Origin of the sequence: Streptomyces fumanus (genome assembly GCF_014655295.1) — a bacterium.
Lineage (GTDB): Bacteria > Actinomycetota > Actinomycetes > Streptomycetales > Streptomycetaceae > Streptomyces > Streptomyces fumanus.
This window is the reverse complement of sequence record NZ_BNBI01000011.1, coordinates 43,217-62,388: the sequence shown is the minus strand read 5'-3', so window position 1 is coordinate 62,388 and position 19,172 is coordinate 43,217. Positions and strand designations below refer to the sequence as shown.

21 protein-coding genes are annotated in these 19,172 nt (G+C 73.8%); 9 read left to right on the top strand and 12 right to left on the bottom strand.

Features of this window, described 5'->3' with window-relative positions; genetic code table 11:
• Positions 1 to 133 precede the first annotated feature (133 nt).
• The 3 genes from IE316_RS24290 to IE316_RS24280 are packed head-to-tail and all read left to right on the top strand — an operon-like array spanning position 134 to position 3,285.
• Entirely contained in the window at positions 134 to 1,507 is a 1,374-nt protein-coding gene (locus IE316_RS24290) for a magnesium transporter MgtE N-terminal domain-containing protein (RefSeq protein WP_190206586.1), read from the top strand.
• Positions 1,497 to 2,108, top strand: a complete 612-nt coding sequence (locus IE316_RS24285) for a DUF1003 domain-containing protein (protein WP_190206585.1) — start codon at positions 1,497 to 1,499, stop codon at positions 2,106 to 2,108. Before IE316_RS24290 ends, IE316_RS24285 begins: the two co-directional genes overlap by 11 nt.
• A 43-nt stretch (positions 2,109 to 2,151) precedes the next feature.
• Positions 2,152 to 3,285, top strand: coding sequence for an Mrp/NBP35 family ATP-binding protein (locus tag IE316_RS24280; RefSeq protein WP_190206584.1), 1,134 nt, complete (start codon positions 2,152 to 2,154; stop codon positions 3,283 to 3,285).
• A gap of 93 nt (positions 3,286 to 3,378) precedes the next feature.
• On the opposite strand, the gene IE316_RS24275 is transcribed toward IE316_RS24280, so the two are convergent.
• From IE316_RS24275 to sigE, 5 genes are all read right to left on the bottom strand, one after another.
• The gene (locus tag IE316_RS24275; protein ID WP_190206583.1) at positions 3,379 to 4,050 is read right to left on the bottom strand and encodes a hypothetical protein; all 672 of its coding nucleotides are present in this window, start codon (positions 4,048 to 4,050) and stop codon (positions 3,379 to 3,381) included.
• A 215-nt stretch (positions 4,051 to 4,265) separates the two neighbouring features.
• A complete protein-coding gene (locus IE316_RS24270) occupies positions 4,266 to 4,700 on the bottom strand; it encodes a sec-independent translocase (protein ID WP_190206582.1) in 435 nt (144 codons plus the stop codon).
• Between the two features lie 147 nt (positions 4,701 to 4,847).
• On the bottom strand, positions 4,848 to 6,512 hold the full coding sequence (locus IE316_RS24265) for a trypsin-like peptidase domain-containing protein (RefSeq protein WP_190206581.1): 1,665 nt from the start codon (positions 6,510 to 6,512) through the stop codon (positions 4,848 to 4,850).
• Positions 6,513 to 6,596: 84 nt separating this feature from the next.
• The gene (locus IE316_RS24260; protein ID WP_190206580.1) at positions 6,597 to 7,583 is read right to left on the bottom strand and encodes an anti-sigma factor family protein; all 987 of its coding nucleotides are present in this window, start codon (positions 7,581 to 7,583) and stop codon (positions 6,597 to 6,599) included.
• Complete coding sequence (gene sigE, locus IE316_RS24255; RefSeq protein WP_190206579.1) at positions 7,580 to 8,251, bottom strand: RNA polymerase sigma factor SigE; 672 nt, start codon at positions 8,249 to 8,251, stop codon at positions 7,580 to 7,582. The genes IE316_RS24260 and sigE overlap by 4 nt, the downstream gene beginning before the upstream one ends.
• Positions 8,252 to 8,478: 227 nt before the next feature.
• On the opposite strand from sigE, the gene IE316_RS24250 reads away from it, so the two are divergent.
• Complete coding sequence (locus IE316_RS24250; protein ID WP_308438944.1) at positions 8,479 to 9,177, top strand: O-methyltransferase; 699 nt, start codon at positions 8,479 to 8,481, stop codon at positions 9,175 to 9,177.
• A 99-nt stretch (positions 9,178 to 9,276) separates the two neighbouring features.
• On the opposite strand, the gene IE316_RS24245 is transcribed toward IE316_RS24250, so the two are convergent.
• The gene (locus tag IE316_RS24245; RefSeq protein ID WP_003966491.1) at positions 9,277 to 9,444 is read right to left on the bottom strand and encodes a DUF3117 domain-containing protein; all 168 of its coding nucleotides are present in this window, start codon (positions 9,442 to 9,444) and stop codon (positions 9,277 to 9,279) included.
• A 376-nt stretch (positions 9,445 to 9,820) separates the two neighbouring features.
• On the opposite strand from IE316_RS24245, the gene chcB reads away from it, so the two are divergent.
• Positions 9,821 to 10,624, top strand: coding sequence for a 2-cyclohexenylcarbonyl CoA isomerase (chcB, locus tag IE316_RS24240; RefSeq protein ID WP_190206578.1), 804 nt, complete (start codon positions 9,821 to 9,823; stop codon positions 10,622 to 10,624).
• Between the two features lie 3 nt (positions 10,625 to 10,627).
• On the opposite strand, the gene IE316_RS24235 is transcribed toward chcB, so the two are convergent.
• Both IE316_RS24235 and IE316_RS24230 read right to left on the bottom strand, forming a co-directional pair.
• Positions 10,628 to 11,212, bottom strand: coding sequence for a DNA-3-methyladenine glycosylase I (locus IE316_RS24235; RefSeq protein ID WP_190206577.1), 585 nt, complete (start codon positions 11,210 to 11,212; stop codon positions 10,628 to 10,630).
• Positions 11,209 to 11,565: a DivIVA domain-containing protein gene (locus IE316_RS24230; protein WP_190206576.1), complete on the bottom strand. Its 357-nt coding sequence runs from the start codon at positions 11,563 to 11,565 to the stop codon at positions 11,209 to 11,211. Before IE316_RS24230 ends, IE316_RS24235 begins: the two co-directional genes overlap by 4 nt.
• 145 nt (positions 11,566 to 11,710) lie before the next feature.
• On the opposite strand from IE316_RS24230, the gene folP reads away from it, so the two are divergent.
• Positions 11,711 to 12,571, top strand: coding sequence for a dihydropteroate synthase (gene folP / locus IE316_RS24225; RefSeq protein WP_190206575.1), 861 nt, complete (start codon positions 11,711 to 11,713; stop codon positions 12,569 to 12,571).
• A 7-nt stretch (positions 12,572 to 12,578) separates the two neighbouring features.
• On the opposite strand, the gene IE316_RS24220 is transcribed toward folP, so the two are convergent.
• Both IE316_RS24220 and dapE read right to left on the bottom strand, forming a co-directional pair.
• Complete coding sequence (locus tag IE316_RS24220) at positions 12,579 to 13,337, bottom strand: LOG family protein (RefSeq protein WP_190206574.1); 759 nt, start codon at positions 13,335 to 13,337, stop codon at positions 12,579 to 12,581.
• Positions 13,338 to 13,446: 109 nt separating this feature from the next.
• Positions 13,447 to 14,526, bottom strand: coding sequence for a succinyl-diaminopimelate desuccinylase (gene dapE, locus IE316_RS24215; protein ID WP_190206573.1), 1,080 nt, complete (start codon positions 14,524 to 14,526; stop codon positions 13,447 to 13,449).
• A gap of 84 nt (positions 14,527 to 14,610) precedes the next feature.
• Between dapE and IE316_RS24210 the strand changes: the two genes are divergently transcribed.
• Complete coding sequence (locus IE316_RS24210; RefSeq protein ID WP_190206572.1) at positions 14,611 to 15,621, top strand: VldE C-terminal domain-containing protein; 1,011 nt, start codon at positions 14,611 to 14,613, stop codon at positions 15,619 to 15,621.
• 313 nt (positions 15,622 to 15,934) lie between these two features.
• Positions 15,935 to 16,384, top strand: coding sequence for an ATP-binding protein (locus tag IE316_RS24205; protein WP_190206571.1), 450 nt, complete (start codon positions 15,935 to 15,937; stop codon positions 16,382 to 16,384).
• A gap of 86 nt (positions 16,385 to 16,470) precedes the next feature.
• On the opposite strand, the gene IE316_RS24200 is transcribed toward IE316_RS24205, so the two are convergent.
• Positions 16,471 to 17,562 carry a bifunctional succinyldiaminopimelate transaminase/glutamate-prephenate aminotransferase gene (locus IE316_RS24200; RefSeq protein ID WP_190206570.1) on the bottom strand — a complete coding sequence of 364 codons (1,092 nt, stop codon included), beginning with the start codon at positions 17,560 to 17,562 and terminating at the stop codon, positions 16,471 to 16,473.
• Positions 17,563 to 17,669: 107 nt separating this feature from the next.
• Positions 17,670 to 17,990, bottom strand: coding sequence for a ferredoxin (gene fdxA, locus IE316_RS24195; protein ID WP_003973842.1), 321 nt, complete (start codon positions 17,988 to 17,990; stop codon positions 17,670 to 17,672).
• A 141-nt stretch (positions 17,991 to 18,131) separates the two neighbouring features.
• Here fdxA and IE316_RS24190 point away from each other — a divergent pair, with 141 nt between their 5' ends.
• The gene (locus tag IE316_RS24190) at positions 18,132 to 19,142 is read left to right on the top strand and encodes a GNAT family N-acetyltransferase (protein ID WP_190206569.1); all 1,011 of its coding nucleotides are present in this window, start codon (positions 18,132 to 18,134) and stop codon (positions 19,140 to 19,142) included.
• Positions 19,143 to 19,172 lie beyond the last annotated feature (30 nt).

The window sequence follows — 19,172 nt, the reverse complement described above, 5'->3', positions numbered from 1 at the left end:
CGGCCGCCGGGGCGGACCCGTACCGGACGGGCTAGCCTGAAGGCCGTCCGAGCGGGCAATTCGGTAAAGAGACACCACACGCACCAGCCATAACGCATCACGCGTGAACGGTCAGAGAAAAGGAGCCGCGGCCATGGCAGCGGGCGCCCCCCGGATCTTCGTCTCGCACCTCGCCGGTGTCGCCGTCTTCGACCCCAACGGCGACCAGGTGGCACGGGTGCGCGACCTGGTCGTCATGCTCCGCGTCGGACGCCGCCCCCCGCGGCTGCTGGGCCTGGTCGCCGAAGTCGCCACCCGGCGGCGGATCTTCCTGCCCATGACCCGGGTCACCGGCATCCAGTCCGGGCAGGTCCTCACCACCGGCGTGCTCAACGTGCGGCGCTTCGAGCAGCGGCCCACCGAGCGGCTGGTCTTCGGCGAACTGCTGGACCGCCGGGTGACGCTCACCGAGACCGGCGAGGAGGTCACCGTCCTCGACCTGTCGGTGCAGCAGTTGCCGGCCCGCCGGGACTGGGAGATCGACCGGGTCTTCGTCCGCAAGGGCCGCGGCGGCGCCTTCCGGCGCAGCAAGGGCGAGACGCTGACCGTGGAGTGGTCGGCGGTCACCGGGTTCTCGCTGGAGGAGCACGGGCAGGGCGCCGAGAACCTGCTGGCCACCTTCGAGCAGTTGCGCCCCGCCGACCTCGCCAACGTGCTGCACCACCTGTCCGCCAAGCGGCGCGCCGAGGTCGCCGCCGCCCTCGACGACGACCGGCTGGCCGACGTCCTGGAGGAGCTGCCGGAGGACGACCAGATCGAGATCCTCGGCAAGCTGGCGGAGGAGCGGGCCGCCGACGTCCTGGAGGCGATGGACCCCGACGACGCCGCCGACCTCCTCGGCGAACTGCCGGAGCAGGACAAGGAGCGGCTGCTCAGCCTGATGAAGCCGGCCGACGCGGCCGACATGCGGCGGCTGATGGCGTACGAGGAGCACACGGCCGGCGGACTGATGACGACCGAGCCGATCGTGCTGCGCCCTGACGCCACCGTCGCCGACGCCCTCGCCCGCATCCGCAACCCGGACCTCTCCCCGGCGCACGCCGCCCAGATCTACGTCTGCCGGCCGCCCGACGAGACACCGACCGGCAAGTACCTGGGCACCGTCCACTTCCAGCGGCTGCTGCGCGACCCCCCGTACACCCTGGTCGGCTCGATCATCGACGACGATCTCCAGCCGCTCGCGCCGGACGCGGCGCTGCCGGTGGTCGCCGGGTTCTTCGCCACGTACGACATGGTCGCGGCGCCCGTGGTCGACGAGTCCGGGTCGCTGCTGGGCGCGGTCACCGTGGACGACGTACTGGACCACATGCTGCCCGACGACTGGCGGGAGACCGAGTACGACCTGGACGGGACGGACGACGGGACGGACGGGACGGCGGACGACAGGAGGGACGGGACGGCGGACGAGGGCACGGACGAGCGTGCGGACGACGGGACGGACGGGGAGGTGCGAGCCGATGGTGCCTGAGCGCGAGACGACCGCGCGGGAGCGCGCGGTGTCGGGGGCGACGGCCGCCTCCCGGCACCGCGGCCCCCGCCTGGACCAGCCCCGGCCGCCGCGCCGCAGGCTGCTGCCCGAGTGGGACCCGGAGGCGTTCGGACGGCTGTCCGAGCGGATCGCCCGGTTCCTGGGCACCGGGCGGTTCATCGTCTGGATGACGGTGGTCATCATCGTGTGGGTGGTGTGGAACATCGCCGCCCCGGCCGAGCTGCGGTTCGACGAGTACCCGTTCATCTTCCTGACGCTGATGCTGTCGCTCCAGGCCAGTTACGCCGCCCCGCTGATCCTGCTCGCGCAGAACCGGCAGGACGACCGGGACCGGGTCAACCTGGAGCAGGACCGCGCGCAGAACGAGCGGTCGATCGCGGACACCGAGTACCTGACCCGCGAGGTCGCCGCGCTGCGCGCCGGGCTCGGCGAGGTGGCCACCCGGGACTGGATCCGCTCGGAGCTGCAGGACCTGGTCAAGGAGCTGGAGGCGCTGCGGGACGACCACCGCCCGGAGAGCGGGGCATTCCCGGCAGACCCGGCGCAACGGCCGCGGGGACGTGACGCAGACGACCGCTGACGGGCTTACCGGGGCCCGCACCGGGCGCCGTACCATCGTCCTTATGGCTACGGAAGACGCGGTGCGCGAAGCACTGGCGACGGTGAACGACCCCGAGATCAACCGGCCCATCACCGAACTCGGCATGGTCAAATCGGTGGAGATCGGCGCGGACGGGGCGGTCGCGGTCACCGTGTACCTGACGGTCTCCGGCTGCCCGATGCGGGACACCATCACCCAGCGGGTGACCGAGGCCGTCTCGCGGGTCGAGGGCGTCACCCGCGTCGACGTCACGCTGGACGTGATGAGCGACGAGCAGCGCAAGGAGCTGGCCGCGGCGCTGCGCGGCGGGCAGACCGAGCGCGAGGTGCCCTTCGCCAAGCCCGGCAGCCTGACCCGGGTCTACGCGGTCGCCTCCGGCAAGGGCGGCGTCGGCAAGTCCTCCGTCACCGTGAACCTGGCGGCGGCGATGGCGGCCGACGGCCTCAAGGTCGGCGTGGTCGACGCGGACATCTACGGCCACAGCGTGCCCCGGATGCTGGGCGCCGACGGGCGGCCCACCCAGGTCGAGAACATGATCATGCCGCCCTCGGCCAACGGGGTGAAGGTCATCTCCATCGGCATGTTCACGCCGGGCAACGCCCCGGTGGTGTGGCGCGGCCCGATGCTGCACCGCGCGCTCCAGCAGTTCCTGGCCGACGTGTACTGGGGCGACCTCGACGTCCTGCTGCTCGACCTGCCGCCCGGCACCGGCGACATCGCCATCTCGGTGGCCCAGTTGGTGCCCAACGCCGAGATCCTGGTGGTGACGACGCCTCAGCAGGCGGCGGCCGAGGTGGCCGAGCGGGCCGGGGCGATCGCCGTGCAGACCCACCAGAAGATCGTCGGCGTGGTGGAGAACATGTCGGGGCTGCCGTGCCCGCACTGCGGCGAGATGGTCGACGTCTTCGGCACCGGCGGCGGCCAGACGGTCGCCGACGGCCTGACCCGCACCACCGGCGCCTCGGTCCCGGTGCTCGGCTCCATCCCGATCGACGTGCGCCTGCGCGAGGGCGGCGACGAGGGCAAGCCGGTCGTCCTGTCCGACCCGGACTCCCCGGCGGGCGCGGCGCTGCGCGCGATCGCCGGCAAGCTCGGCGGACGCCAGCGCGGCCTGTCGGGCCTGTCGCTGGGCATCACCCCGCGGAACAAGTTCTAGGACCGGGCCCCGTAAGGGGCGCGGGGAACTGCGCGACCAGCCACGACGCACCCGCGCGTAGGGGCGCCGACGCATCACCCGGCGCCCCCGATGTCACGCGTACGCCCCGATGTCCTTCACCACCGCGAACGCCAGCCCGTACGCACTCATGCCCCGTCCGTACGCCCCGAGGTGCACCCCCTGCTCCGTGGACCCGGCGAGCACCCAGCCGAACTCCGACTCCCGGTAGTGGAACGGCGTCGGCACCCCGTCCACGGGCAGCGACAGCGCCGTCCAGTCCGGCCCGTCGAGGTCGTCGGCGAGGACCCACGCGGTCTCCGTCTGCTGCTCCAGCCAGTCGTCCCGCAGCGAGTGGTCCATCTGCCCCGGCCAGGTGAACGACAGCAGCCCGACCCCGGCGAGCCAGGCCGCCGACGACACCGACGTGGCCTCCAGCAGGCCCGTGCCGTCCGGGCTGCGCCGTACGGGGTGGGCGGCGACCGTCACGACGACCGCGAACCTCTCCTTGGCGTCCTGCTCACCGCCGGCCGTGTGCTCGTTGCGCACCGACGGCTCGTCGCCGTGTCCGATCGACCCGTGCTCCACGACCCCGTCGGCCGCCGTGCCGACCTGCATCAGCCAGCGCGGTCCGGTGAACGCCTCGTCGAGTCCGTACCAGGGGAAGGGCGCACGCAGGTAGCCGTCGACCGTGCGCCGGGCGGAGGGGGACTGTTCTCCGCCCTCCCCGGCCGGCGTCTGCGCGACTGCCCGACTCGTCGTCTCCATGTACCCGGACGCCTCCTCGCTCTCGTCGGACCTGGCACGGCCCGCCCCCCTTCGGGCGACTCGTCCGGTCCGCACAACAACTCGGCAGCATAGCCATCCCGGCGCGGGCAACCGGGAAGCCGCCCGGCGCGTGGGTCGCGCGGGCGGCGTGTTCCGGCCGTGTACGCCCCGACCTGGGCGTGACGCACGTCACACCAGCCGGGGCGGGGGTGAGGTCAGGTGGCGTCCGCGTCGAAGGGCGGGCGCTCGTCGCGGGCGGGGCTCTCCGGCTTCTTCACCATGTCGACCCGGCCACCGGAGGACGCGGAGGCGGCGGAGCCGTCGGAGTCACGGCCCTGGACGGCGTCGGCGACCTCGGCCATCTCCTTCTTCAGGTCGAAGCCGTTGCGGATCTCCTTGAGCCCCAGGTCGTCGTTGTCCAACTGCTTGCGGATGAACGTCCTGGGGTTGAGGTCCTCGAACTCGAAGTCCTTGAACTCCGGGCCCAGCTCCTGCCGGATGTCCTGCTTGGCGCTCTCCGAGAACTGACGGATCTTGCGGATGGTCCGCGTCACGTCCTGGATGACCTTGGGGAGCTTGTCCGGACCGAAGACGAGCACGGCGAGGACGATCAGCGTCACCAGCTCTAGCGGTCCTATGTCATTGAACACCTGAAGCTCCTTGGGATGTCCGGGCCGCCTCCACGGTACCCGCCCGGCCTGTCCGACCGGTACAGTCGCGTCCCGCCCGAGTGCGTGTATACGGCCGCTTTCCGGATTGTTTGCCTTTCCGGTCGCTCGCGTTGCTTGCGGAGGCGGTCAGTCGCCGTCCGAGGAGCCGAGCACCAGGGAGACCTTCCTCACCTCGCCGTCCCGCTCCAGGGTCAGCTCCAGGCGGTCGCCGGGGCGGTGGGCGCGGGTCCTGACGATCAGTTCCTCCCCGTTGTGCACGCGGCGGCCGTCGACCGCGGTGATCACGTCGCCCGCGCGCAGGCCGGCCCGGTCGCCGGGGCCGCCCTCGGTGACCGGGGGTCCGCCGTCGCCGCCCCGGGCGCCGACCCGGGCGCCGTCGCCGGTGTAGCTCATGTCGAGGGTGACGCCGATGACGGGGTGGGTGGCGTGACCGGTGTTGATCAGCTCCTCGGCGACGCGCTTGCCCTGGTTGACGGGGATGGCGAAGCCGAGCCCTATGGAACCGGCCTGGCCGCCCTCCGGGTCGGCGCCGCTGTCGGCGGAGCGGATCGCGGAGTTGATGCCGATGACCCGGCCGCGGGAGTCGAGCAGGGGACCGCCGGAGTTGCCGGGGTTGATGGGCGCGTCGGTCTGCAGGGCGTCGACGTAGGACACGTCGCTGCCGTCGGCCTTCTCGCCGCCCGCCGTGATGGGCCGTTCCTTGGCGCTGATGATCCCCGAGGTGACCGTGTCCGCCAGGTCGAAGGGGGCGCCGATGGCGACGACCGGGTCGCCCACCTGCACGTTGTCGGAGTTGCCCAGCGGCACCGGGGTGAGGCCGCGTACGCCGGTCACCTTGACGACGGCGAGGTCGTACCCGCTGTCGCGGCCGACGACGGTGGCCTCGGCGGTGTCCCCGCTGTGGAAGGTCACCGATATCTCGCCGCCGGTCCCGGCGGGCGCCACGACGTGGTTGTTGGTGAGGATGTGGCCCCGGGTGTCGAGGACGAAGCCGGTGCCGGTGCCCGCTTCCTCGGCGCCGCTGACATGCAGGGTGACGACGCCGGGCAGGGCCTTGGCGGCGATCCCGGCGACGCTGTCCGGGTCCCGCCCGGCGGGCTCCTTCCCGGCCTGCGGCAGCTCCACGGTGCCCAACCCGCCGTTGCGCTCCAGGTAGGCGCCGACGAGGCCGCCGACGGTCCCGGAGACCAGCGCGAGCAGCACGGCGAACCCGGCGAGCGTCCGCCTCGTCCGGCCCCGCCCGCGCGGCGCCACCGTGCCGCCGTGCCCCGCCGGTCCCGTCGGTCCGGCGGCGGCCACGGCCCAGGGGTCGTACCGCCGCCAGGGGTCGGCGGCCGGGGGCGTGCCGGGGGCAGGGGCCGGGGCGGAGACCGGGGCGGGGGGCACTTCGGCGGGCAGCGGTGTCCCGGTCCCCTGGGCCGGGAGCGCGCCGGTCGCGGGCGGTGGCACGGTCGGGTGCTGGACGGGCGGGGCCGGGGCCCAGGGGCCCGGTTCGCCGTACGGCGGGGTGCTGTAGGGGTCGGGATCGTGCAGCGGCCGGACCCGCTCGCCCTCGCCCGCACCCTCGTCCCGGACGCCCTCGGCGCCGGACGGTGCCTCGCTCCGCGCCTCCTCGGCGGCGACGGACGGAACCTCCCCGCCGGGCGGCACCCCCGCCGGACCCGCCAGGGGAAAGTCCGGGTCCGTCTCGGGTGGGCGGGGCCGGGCCAGGGGGAAGTCGCCGTCGGGATCGGTGCCGTCCGGGCGGGGACGGCTCCACCACTTCGCCTTCGGGGGCTTCTCCTCGTTCATGTTCTCCCCAGACCTGGCCGCGGCACGGCTCGTCGACTGCGCGCCCGATTCAACCAGGTCCGGCCGCCGCGGCGCAGCGCCTGCTCAGGAGGCGGACGGCGACGGTGCCGCGGACGGGTCGGAAACGGGCGCCCCGAGCAGGCGCGGCGGCTTGAGGTCGGGATCGGTGAGCCAGGACGAGGTCACGGCGATCGGCGGGACAGCCTCCAGCGGACGTATCAGCGGGGACATCGCGACCGCACCGGCCATGACGGGCGCCGTCAGGGTGCGTACCGCCCGGTCGTCGCGGCCCGCGGCGGGCGACGGCACGCCCGGCAGCAGCGGCGCGGAGACCTCGGTCGGGGCCACGGCGGCCTCGCCGAGGGACTGCTGGCCGCCCTGGGCCTGCCCCAGCAGCGGGCCGGCCGAGCGGCGCCGCTGGCTCTCCGGCGCGGTGGCCGGTCCGGTGCCCTGGGTGCGGGCGGGGACGACCTTGCTGCCGGTGCCGGAGCCGCCGCGGGCCTCCGCGGTGGAGTCCGGCGGGCCGGCGGTGACACCGCCGAGGGCGATCGCCGCCAGCGACACCGCACCGGCGGCGACGAAGGCGAACCGCAGCCCGCGCGAGGCCGACCGCTCGGACTCGTGCCGTCCGACGTCGTGGATGCGGAAGCCGCGCGCCGGGGAGCCGGACGGCAGCACGGGCGGGTGCGCCCGCGAGGGCACGTGGTCGAAGGCGAACCGGTCGCCCCGCTTTACCCCGAACGCGCCGGAGCCGCCGAACCGTCCGGACAGGTCCGGCAGCCCGGGGGGCCCGTCGCCGCCCAGCGGGGAGCCGCCGTCGCCGCCCCCGGGGAGTCCCTGGAGGCGGGCCAGCAGGCTCTCCGAGGGGGCGGGCGGGGCCGCCTCCGCGAAGACGTTCTTCAGTCTGCGCTGGGCGTCGACCTCCGCCTTGCACTTCGCACAGGTCGCCACGTGCGCCAGTACGCGCTCACGCGCGTCATGACCGAGCTCGCCGTCCACCAGGGCGGAGAGTCGGTCTCCCAGGTGCTGCTCCGCGAGGTGCCCCTCGCCGTCCGGCCGTGAACCGCTCACGCGCTCGCGCCCCCTCCTCCCAGTGCCGGAACGCGGGCCACGAACGAGCGGCGCTCGGCGCGCGCCTCGGGAGAGCGGTGCGAGAGCGCCTTGCGCAGTTGGGAGCGGCCACGGTGGATCCGGGAGCGGACGGTGCCGAGCTTCACGCCGAGGGTGGCGGCGATCTCCTCGTACGACAGCCCCTCGATGTCGCACAGGACGACGGCGGCGCGGAACTCGGGCGCGAGGGTGTCCAGCGCCTGCTGGACGTCGGCGTCGAAGTGCGCGTCGTTGAAGACCTGCTGGGGGGTGGGCTCCCGGCTGGGCAGCTTCTCGGCGGCGTCCTCGCCGAGGGCGTCGAAGCGGATGCGCTGCTTGCGGCGGACCATGTCCAGGAACAGGTTGGTCGTGATGCGGTGCAGCCAGCCCTCGAAGGTGCCCGGCGTGTACGTGGACAAGGAGCGGAAGACCCGGACGAAGACCTCCTGGGTGAGGTCCTCGGCGTCGTGCTGATTGCCCGTCAGGCGGTAGGCGAGCCGGTAGACGCGACCGCTGTGGGTGCTGACGATCTCCTCCCAGGTGGGCGGAGTCCACGCCTGCCCGTCCGCGTCGGTGGAGAAGGTCGCGGTCCGGTCCTGACCGGCCCGGGGGCCGGTGGCGTGGCTGTGGTCAGCAGCGGTGTCGTTCACGGATGTCGGCCTGCCCGCCGACCCGAGGAAGCGCCTGAGCACTCCGCCCCGGTCCACAGGTACGGCCGCACCTCCCCTTTTGGCTCCGGTGGTGTCCAGTGGAGCCCCTACCATAGCCACCTCGCCCGTTAGCTCCGGATAAGCGGTTTTACGGGAATTTGATCTGGACCGGTCCGGCTCGTGCCGACCCGGGCATGTTTCCCCGCACCCCTTAAACGACCGGTCCCATCTGCGGGTTCCCGACGCCAACGGATACAGTCACGCCGAGGCAACCACGGGGACAGGAGAGGGTCATTACCGGCAACCGGCAGACGAGCTGGGCGTTCGCCGACGCCTATGTCGCCGAGGACGACGCGCTGTCCTGGGCCCGCGACCGGGCCCGCGAGGCCGGCCTGCGCTCGGTGGCGCCGGGCACGGGCGCCGCGCTGCGGCTGCTCGCCGCCGCCGTGGACGCCAAGGCCGTCGCGGAGATCGGGACCGGCTGCGGGGTCTCCGGTATCCACCTGCTGCACGGGATGCGGCCCGACGGGGTGCTGACCACGGTCGATCCGGAGCCGGAGCACCAGCAGTTCGCCCGGCAGGCGTTCCGGGCCTCGGGGTTCGCCAGCAACCGGGCCCGGTTCATCCCGGGACGCGCGCTGGACGTGCTGCCGCGGCTCGCGGACGCCGGGTACGACCTCGTCTTCTGCGACGGCGACCGGCTGGAGTACCTCGACTACCTCGCCGAGGCGCTGCGGCTGCTGCGGCCCGGCGGGCTGGTGGTGTTCGAGGGCGTCTTCGCCAACGGCCGGACCATCGACTCCGGTCCGCAGCCCACCGAGGTGCTGCGGCTGCGCGAGCTGCTGCGCGCGGTGCGGGAGAGCCAGGAGCTGGCGCCGTCACTGCTGCCGGTGGGCGACGGCCTGCTGTGCGCCGTCAAACGCTAGCCCGGCGACCGGGCCGACCTGGGGCGATGCCGGAACGGCAGGCGCCCCGGCACCGTATGGGGCACCGGGGCGACCGAACCTGTATGGTCCGCTTGCGCGTCAGCCGACGACCTTCTTGAGGGCGTCGCCGAGCGCGTCGGCTTCGTCAGGGGTCAGCTCGACGACGAGCCGACCGCCGCCTTCGAGCGGAACGCGCATGACGATGCCCCGCCCCTCCTTGGTCACCTCGAGCGGGCCATCACCCGTCCGCGGCTTCATGGCCGCCATGCTCGTTCCCCTTCCTGATACCAGCTCATCGTCAAGGCCGACGGCCCGCGAGGGCACGCGCTCCCGCAAGGGGACACGCGACACCGGCATCGAACACATTGCTTCCAGGCCATTATCCCGCATCGCGGGACCCGATGACCAACATCGGTCGGCATCGCTTGGGCAACGCACGCGAGCAAAACCACTCAATTCGGCGATGTGGCTGCGATACTGCCCGCCCGCACTCACTTCCGCCGAATGGCTACGGACCGGAATTCTTTGACGCAGCTCACACCCGCACCCCGGTCCGTTTCCGGTGATCTCCGTCATGCTGTCCTCCAGACAGGGACGTACCGACGGGTACGTCCGCGCAGCCGCGACGCGGAGGGGATACGCCATGGCCGACACCGTGCTCTACGAGGTGAGCGACGGACTGGCGACGATCACGCTGAACCGCCCGGAGGCGATGAACGCGCTGAACGTGGAGACCAAGGTCGCCCTCCGGGACGCGGTGCGCGCCGCGGCGGCCGACGGTGCGGTACGGGCGGTGCTGCTGACCGCCGCCGGGGACCGGGCGTTCTGCGTGGGCCAGGACCTCAAGGAGCACATCGGGCTGATGGCCGGGGACCGGGAGCGGGGCTCGGGGCAGACCATGAGCACGGTCCGGGAGCACTACAACCCGATCGTCCGGGCACTGGCCGAGGCGCCCAAGCCGGTGGTGGCCGCGGTGAACGGGGTGGCGGCCGGGGCGGGCTTCGGGTTCGCGCTGGCGGCCGACTACCGGATCGTCGCGGAGACGGCCGCGTTCAACACCTCCTTCGCCGGGGTGGCGCTCACCGCCGACTCCGGCGTCTCCTGGACGCTGCCGCGCGTGGTCGGCCCCGGCCGCGCCGCCGACCTGCTGCTCTTCCCGCGCAGCATCCCGGCCCGGGAGGCGTACGACCTGGGCATCGCCAACCGACTGGTGCCCGCCGCCGAGCTGCGCGCCGAGGCCGAGAAGACGGCCCGCGCGCTGGCCGGGGGCCCCACGGTGGCGTACGCGGCGCTGAAGGAGGCACTGGCGTACGGGCTGACGCACTCCCTGGCCGAGACCCTGGAGAAGGAGGACGAGCTGCAGACCCGGGCGGGCGCCTCCGAGGACCACGCGATCGCGGTGCGGGCCTTCGTCGCCAAGGAGAAGCCGGCGTACCTGGGCCGCTGAGCCTCAGCCCCGCCGGGCCACGCAGGTCTCCAGGTGGTCGTCGACCAGACCGCACGCCTGCATCATCGCGTACGCCGTGGTCGGGCCGACGAAGCGCAGGCCCCGCTTCTTCAGCGCCTTGGACAGGGCGGTCGACTCGGGCGTGACGGCCGGGATGTCGGCGAGGGTTCTGGGCACCGGGCGGGCGGCCGGGTCCGGGGCGTGCGACCAGATCAGCTCGTCCAGCTCGCCCGGGGCCCAGTCGGCCAGCACGCGCGCGTTGGCGAGGGTCGCGTCGATCTTGGCGCGGTTGCGGATGATGCCGGGGTCGGCGAGCAGCCGTTCCCGGTCGGCGTCGGTGAAGGCGGCCACCGCCGCGATCTCGAAGCCGGCGAAGGCGGCGCGGAAGCCGGGGCGGCGGCGCAGGATGGTGATCCAGGACAGCCCGGACTGGAACGCCTCCAGGCTGAGCCGCTCGAACAGCGCGTCGTCGCCGTGGACCGGGCGGCCCCACTCCTCGTCGTGGTAGGCGACGTAGTCCTCGGTGGACAGGGCCCAGGGGCAGCGCGCGGCGCCGTCCGGACCGACGAGGGCGGCCCCGGCGCTCATCGCTGCTCCTCCTGGGCCTGGTGCTGCTCCACGGCCCCGGCGGGGGCGGCGGCGCGGGCCCCGGCCAGCGCGGACTCCAGGTCGGCGATGCGGGCGTCGCGCTCGGCCAGCTCGGCGCCGAGCCGGGCCAGGACGTCGTCGACGTCCGCCATGCGGTAGCCCCGCACGACCGGCGGGAAGCGCAGGCTCTCCACGTCGGCGCGGGTGACCGGGCGGTCGGGGGGCAGCGCGTCCTGGAGCCGCTCGGGGGCGGCGTCGGGCAGCGGTCCGCTCTCGCCGCCGCCGATCACGGCGAGGGTCACCGCGGCGACCACGACGGCGAGCGCGAGGACCAGGAACAGGAACATAACCATCGCTGGAGCCCCCACGGTCGGATGATCGAATGGATCGGAGTCGGGTGTGTCAGGTCGATCGTGCCATGCGAGTCTGACAGCCGGGGCCATCAGGCGCCCCTCGGGCGGGTGCCCGCACAGGACGGACGAGAAGAGGTCTCAGGGGATGCTCAGGCTGGGCAGGCGCGAGTTCGCGGCGCACGAACCGGTGATCATGGCGATCGTCAACCGGACCCCGGACTCCTTCTACGACCAGGGCGCCACCTTCCACGACGAGCCCGCCCTCGCGCGCGTGGAGCGGGCGGTCGCCGAGGGCGCCGCGATCATCGACGTCGGCGGGGTGAAGGCGGGGCCCGGCGACGAGGTGAGCGCCGAGGAGGAGGCGCGGCGCACGGTCGGCTTCGTCGCGGAGGTGCGGCGGCGCTTCCCGGACGTGGTGATCAGCGTGGACACCTGGCGGCACGAGGTCGGCGAGGCGGTCTGCGAGGCGGGCGCGGACCTGCTGAACGACGCGTGGGGCGGCGTCGACCCCCGGCTCGCCGAGGTCGCGGCCCGCTACGGGGCGGGCCTGGTCTGCACCCACGCCGGCGGCGCCGAGCCGCGCACCCGGCCGCACCGGGTGACGTACGACGACGTGATGGCGGACATCCTGGAGGTGACGCTGGGGCTGGCCGAGCGGGCGGTGTCCCTGGGGGTGCCCCGGGAGTCGGTGCTGATCGACCCGGGGCACGACTTCGGCAAGAACACCCGGCACAGCCTGGAGGCGACCCGGCGGCTCGGCGAGATGGTGGACACCGGCTGGCCGGTGCTGGTCTCCCTGTCGAACAAGGACTTCGTCGGCGAGACGCTGGACAAGCCGGTGAAGGAGCGGGTGCTGGGCACCCTGGCGACGACGGCGGTCTCGGCGTGGCTCGGCGCCCAGGTGTACCGGGTGCACGAGGTGGCCGAGACCCGGCAGGTGCTGGACATGGTGGCGGCCATCGCGGGCCACCGCCCGCCGGCGGTGGCCCGGCGGGGACTGGCCTAGCGGGGGGTCAGCGTCCGGCCTCCTTCGAGACCAGGGCGACCGCCTCGTCCACGTCGTCGGTCAGGTGGAACAGCAGCAGGTCCTTCTCGGCCGCCTTGCCCTGCGCGACCAGGGTGTTCTTCAGCCAGTCGACGAGTCCGCCCCAGTACTCGGTGCCGAACAGGACGATCGGGAAGCGGGTCACCTTCTGGGTCTGCACCAGGGTGAGGGCCTCGAAGAGCTCGTCCAGGGTGCCGAGGCCGCCGGGCAGGACCACGAAGCCCTGCGCGTACTTGACGAACATCATCTTCCGGACGAAGAAGTACCGGAAGTTCAGCCCGATGTCGACGTACTTGTTCAGCCCCTGCTCGAAGGGCAGTTCGATGCCGAGGCCGACTGAGATGCCGTCGGCCTCGCAGGCGCCCTTGTTGGCCGCCTCCATGGCGCCGGGCCCGCCGCCGGTGATCACCGCGAACCCGGCCTCCACCAGACCCCGGCCGAGCCGCACCCCGGCCTCGTACTCGGGGCTGTCCGCCGGGGTGCGGGCGGAGCCGAACACGCTGATCGCGGGCGGCAGTTCGGCGAGGGTGCCGAAGCCCTCGATGAACTCGGACTGGATGCGCAGCACCCGCCAGGGGTCGGTGTGCACCCAGTCCGTGGGCGCCCGCTCGTCCAGCAGCCGCTGGTCGGTGGTGCTGGCCTGCACCTGGCCGCGCCGTCTGAGGACCGGACCCAGGCGCTGCTCGTCCGGCGGCTGCTTCTTGCCTGCGGGGTTGCCGGTGGCCATGGCTGCTCCCTGTCCTCGTGCGGTCCTTCCACCTCAGCGTAGATGTCCGCGGGTTACGTACGGGGGACCTCAGCATGTCCGCCGGGCAGCGGACTAAACCACCGGGTGCTCAGGCGGTCAGCCAGGCCCGCAGCCGCTCCTCGCCGACCAGCACCTTGGCCACCTCCACGCGCTCGTCCCGCTTGTGCGCCAGGTGGGGGTTGCCGGGGCCGTAGTTGACCGCGGGAATGCCGAGGGCGGCGAACCGGGAGACGTCCGTCCAGCCGTACTTGGGCTGCGGGGTGCCGCCGACCGCCGCGATGAAGGCCGCCGCGGCCGGGTGGGACAGGCCGGGCAGGGCCGCGCCGCTGTGGTCGTCCACCACGAACTCCGCCACCCCGCAGTCCGCGAAGACCTCGCGGACGTGGGCGAGGGCCTCCTCGGGCGTACGGTCGGGCGCGTAGCGGAAGTTGACGGTGACCTGGCACTCGTCGGGGATCACGTTGCCGGCCACTCCCCCGGAGATGCCGACCGCGTTGAGGCCCTCGCGGTACTCCAGGCCGTCGATGACCGGGCGGCGCGGCTGGTAGGCGGCCAGCTTGGCGAGGACCGGGGCCGCCGCGTGGACGGCGTTGGCGCCCATCCAGCTCCGCGCGGAGTGCGCCCGCTCGCCGGTCGTCCGCAGCAGCACCCGCAACGTGCCCTGGCAGCCGCCCTCGACCTGCCCGTCGGACGGTTCGAGCAGCACCGCGAAGTCTCCTTCGAGCCACTCCGGGCGCGCCTCGGCAATGTGCTTGAGGCCGTTGAGGTCGGCGGCGACCTCCTCGTTGTCGTAGAAGACGAAGGTGAGGTCGCGGTTGGGCGCCGGGACGGTGGCCGCGATCCGCAACTGCACGGCGACGCCGGACTTCATGTCGCAGGTGCCGCAGCCCCACAGCACCCCGTCGTCGTCCAGGTGCGAGGGCACGTTGTCCGCGATCGGCACGGTGTCGATGTGCCCGGCGAGGATCACCCGCTCCGCGCGCCCGAGGCCGGTGCGGGCCACCACGTTGTTGCCGTACCGGTCGACGGTGAGGTGCGGCAGGGCGCGCAGCGCGTGCTCGATCGCGTCGGCGAGCGGCTGCTCGGAGCCGCTGACGGAGGGGAAGTCGACCAGCCGGGCGGTCAGCTCGGCGGCGTCCAGCGTGAGGTCAAGCGGGGTGTCGGCCATGGCGTCGACCCTAGCGCCCTGCCCCTTCGGGCACGGCCCGTGCCCTGCGTACCAGGCAGGCTGCCCTTTAGTACCTTGTTACGCGTGCTTCAGCCGTCCCCCACCCGCAAGAAGCGAAGCCGACTCCTCCGGTTCATGTCGGCCCTGGTGGCCCTGCTCGCGGTCGCCGGTTACCTGGTGGTGCAGTACGTCACCGGAGGCGCGGCCCGGACCCGCTGCACGGTCGTCTCCGCCGGCGACGACGGCGCGCGCTACGAGTTCACGCCGGAGCAGGCGGTCAACGCGGCCACCATCACGGCCGTCGGCACCACCCGTGACCTGCCCGAGCGGGCCATAGCGATCGCCCTGGCGACCGCCCTCCAGGAGTCGGCGCTGCGCAACATCGACCACGGCGACCGCGACTCCCTCGGCCTCTTCCAGCAGCGGCCCTCGCAGGGCTGGGGCAGCCCCCGGCAGATCATGGAACCGACCTACGCGGCGGGGAAGTTCTACGACCACCTGGTCAAGGTGCCCGGGTACACGAAGCTGCCGCTGACCGTCGCGGCCCAGCGGGTGCAGCGCAGCGGCTTCCCGGACGCGTACGCGCGGCACGAGCCGGACGCCACGCTGCTGGCCGCCGCCCTGACCGGCCACTCCGCCGCCACCCTGACCTGCACGGGCCTGCCCGCCGCCGGCACCCGGGGGGCCAGGGGCCCGGACGCGGTACGGGCCGCGCTGGCCCGGGACTTCGGGCGCGAGGTGCTCCAGCCGGTCGGCGCGGAGGTGTCCGCACCGGCGACGGCGACACCCGCCGCACCGGCCTCGCCGCCGGCCTCCCCGGGCGGCCCGGGCGGGCGGGTGATGACGCTGCCGGTCACCGAGGGCCGGGGCGCGGAGTCCGGGCGCGAGGCGCGGCGCCGGGGCTGGCAGTTGGCGCACTGGGCGGTGGCCAACGCCTCCGCGCTGGGCATCGAACAGGTCTCGTACGCCGGCCGCGAGTGGACCGCCGGGACCACCGGCACCCGGTGGCGGACCGCGCCGGCCACCGGCTCCGGGGGCGCCCAGGGCGCGGAACGGGACACCGGGGCGGTCCGGATCGTCACCGTCCGGCGGTAGCTCGCCCGTACGACGCCCCACTCTCCCGGATGACCCGCGCGGCGGGCGGGCGGCGGGCCGGGCCGCGGTGCGTGCCGTCGCCCGCGCATCCGCCGATTTCCTTGGGAACAACGGGCCGTAAGGATTCGGCGGGGTTTCCGGCCGGCGCCCGTTTGCCCGTTTTTCCGGGCACCCGATAATGCGACGCATTGCCAACTCTTTACCTTGCCGCGCCGCAACCTTCGGGGCCTTCGAGCGGTAGTCACTGCGTCCGAGCCGGGCCGGTCGAGCACGGCAGGACCTCTCAACGTTGACTTCCCGTCGAAGGAGCATCATGTCCCTCCCCCTGACCCGCCGGATCGCCCGTGCCGCGCTGCTCGTCGCTGCGGGAGCGGCCGCCGGGGTCGGTGCGGCCGGCTCCGCCAGCGCGGCCCCGGAGCTGCCGGCCACCCCGAACCTGGCCGGACTGACCGCCCTGGACGGTGCCAACGTCGGCGGCACCGTGGACTCGGCCGCGCAGAGCGTGACCAAGACCGCGGGCGAGACCGGTGGCAACGCCGTGAAGAAGGCGGTGCCGGCCGCGGGCAAGACCGGCGGGTCGGTCGTGAAGCAGACGACGCCGGCCGCGCAGAAGGCGGCGGGGGACGCGGCGGGCTCCGCCGGGGACATCGTCGGGGACACCGCGAAGACCGCCACCAAGAGCGGGCTGCCGACGGACGCCGTCAGCAAGGGGCTGCCGGCCGCGAAGACGCTGCCCGTGCAGGGGCTGCCGCTCGGCGGCTGACGGGTCGTCCGGTCACGGCGGCGGGGTCCAGGCTCTCCCTGGGCCCCGCCGCCGCTGTGTCGTCTCCCGGTCGCCGGGGCGGCGGGTCAGAGGCGGGCGGCCGCCGCCGCCACGCGTTCGTCCGTCGCCGTGAAGGCCACCCGGACGTGCCGGGCGCCCGCCGGGCCGTAGAAATCGCCGGGGGCCACCAGGATGCCCAGGTCGGCGAGGTGGGCGACGGTGTCCCAGCAGGACTCCCCGCGGGTGGCCCACAGGTACAGGCTGGCCTCGCTGTGCTCGATGCGGAAGCCGTGCCGCAGCAGGGCCTCGCGCAGCGCGGTGCGGCGGGCCGCGTACCGCTCGCGCTGCACGCGCACGTGCTCGTCGTCGCCGAGGGCCGCCACCACGGCCGCCTGGGTGGGCGCCGAGGTCATCATGCCGCCGTGCTTGCGGATCTCCAGCAGCGGGCCGAGGACCGCCGGGTCACCGGCGAGGAAGGCCGCGCGGTAGCCCGCGAGGTTGGACCGCTTGGACAGGGAGTGGACGGCGACCAGGCCGTCGTAGGAGCCGCCGTTGACGTCCGGGTGCAGGACCGAGACCGGGTCGGCCTCCCAGCCCAGCTCCAGGTAGCACTCGTCGGAGCAGACCAGCACGCCGTGCTCGCGGGCCCAGGCGACGATCCGGGTCAGCTCGGCCGGGGAGAGCACCTTGCCGGTGGGGTTGGACGGGGAGTTGAGCCAGAGCAGCTTCAGCCCGGCCGGGTCCAGCTCGGTCGGGTCGTCGTACGCCACGTACTCGGCGCGCGCCAGCCGGGCGCCGACCTCGTACGTCGGGTAGGCCAGCCGCGGGAAGGCCACCCGGTCGCCGGGGCCGAGGCCCAACTGGGTCGGCAGCCAGGCGACGAGTTCCTTGGAGCCGACGATCGGCAGGACGTGCCGGTGGGTGACGTCCCGGGCGCCGAGGCGGCGCCCGACCCAGCCGGTGATCGCGTCGCGCAGTGCCGGGGTGCCCCACACCGTCGGGTAGCCCGGGGAGTCCGCCGCGTCGATCAGGGCCTTCTGGATCAGCTCGGGGACCGGGTCGACCGGGGTGCCGACGGAGAGGTCGACGATGCCGTCCGGGTGGGCCGCGGCGGTCGCCTTGTAGGGCGTCAGCCTGTCCCAGGGGAAGGTGGGGAGGCGGTCGGTGACTGCGGACACGGTTCTGGCTCACTTTCCTCGGTACGGCAAACGCCTCGGTCCCGGCCGGCACCGGTCGGGGACGACCGGGCCGGGCGGGACCGAGGCGGCGCGGGTGCGGACCGCTCTTACTGGTTCTGCGGCGGCAGGGCCGCGACGAAGGGGTGGTCGCGCTCGATCAGCCCCAGCTTGCTGGCACCACCGGGCGAGCCGAGCTCGTCGAAGAACTCGACGTTCGCCTTGTAGTAGTCCTTCCACTCCTCCGGAGTGTCGTCCTCGTAGAAGATCGCCTCGACCGGGCAGACCGGCTCACAGGCACCACAGTCGACGCATTCGTCCGGGTGGATGTACAAGGACCGCTGGCCCTCGTAGATGCAGTCGACCGGACACTCCTCGATGCACGCCTTGTCCTTGACGTCGACACAAGGCTGCGCGATGACGTAGGTCACGCTGTCGTTCCTCCTCGATACGGGCGCTGGCGGGCCTCCTCAGGCTCCGCCGCCTGGCGCGCGGGAGCGCGGCGTCGTCGATGCCCGCACCTAGTATCTCCGTTCCTGGGCACGATCCGAACAGGAGGGGTGGACAGACCTGTGGAAATCTCTGCCGCCGGCCGTCTCGAAGTCCGTATCAGCGCGGCTGACGTGGGCAAACGGGTGTCGGTACGGCGGTTGGCCGCGTCGGACGCGCCGGGCCGGAAGTTCACCGACACGGTCGGCGTTCTCACATCCTGGGACGACGGTGTGCTGCTGATCACACGCAAGGACGGCGAGACGGTACGGATCGCGGCGTCCGCGCTGGTCGCGGGCAAGGTGGTGCCGGCCGCGCCGGCCCGTCGGCGGGGCCCGGCCGCCTCGTACGGGGAACTCGCGCGGGTCGCCGCGCGGGGCTGGCGGCCGGTGGAGAGCGAGCGGCTCGGCGAGTGGGAGCTGCGGGCGGCCGCCGGGTTCACCCGGCGGGCCAACTCGGTGCTGCCGCTCGGCGATCCGGGCCTGCCGCTCGACGCCGCGCTGACCGCCGTACGCCGCTGGTACGGCGAGCGCGGGCTGCCCGCGTACCTGCAGACCGCCACCGGCGCGGAGGGCACACAGGAGGCGCTCTGCGCGGAGCTGGAGCGGCGGGGCTGGACGCGTGAGGTGAGCGCCGAGCTGTGGACCGGCGCACTGGCGCCGGTCGCGGACCGGGACGGGCCGGCCGGGGTCGTCCTGTCCCGGACGGCGGACGCGGGGTGGCTGGCGCGCTACCAGCGCAAGGGGGTCGGCGAGGCGGCCCTGCGGGTCCTGGGCTCCGGGCCGTCGGTGTGGTTCGCGAGCGTGCCCGGCGCGGCGGGGGTGCCCGACGCGATCGGGCGGTGTGTCGTGGACGGGCGGTGGGCCGGGTTCGCGGCCGTCGAGGTGGCGCCCGAGCGGCGGCGCGCCGGGCTGGCGACCGCCGTCATGGCCGCGCTGGCCCGCCGGGCCCTGGACGAGGGCGCCTCGGCGGCCTGGCTCCAGGTCGAGACGGACAACACCGGGGCGCGCGGCCTGTACACCGGGCTGGGCTTCGCCGCGCACCACGCCTACCACCACTACCGCGCACCGGACGCCGCCCCAGCGGACCGGTGACCGATCGTCGTCGAGAGGGCCCGACCGAGC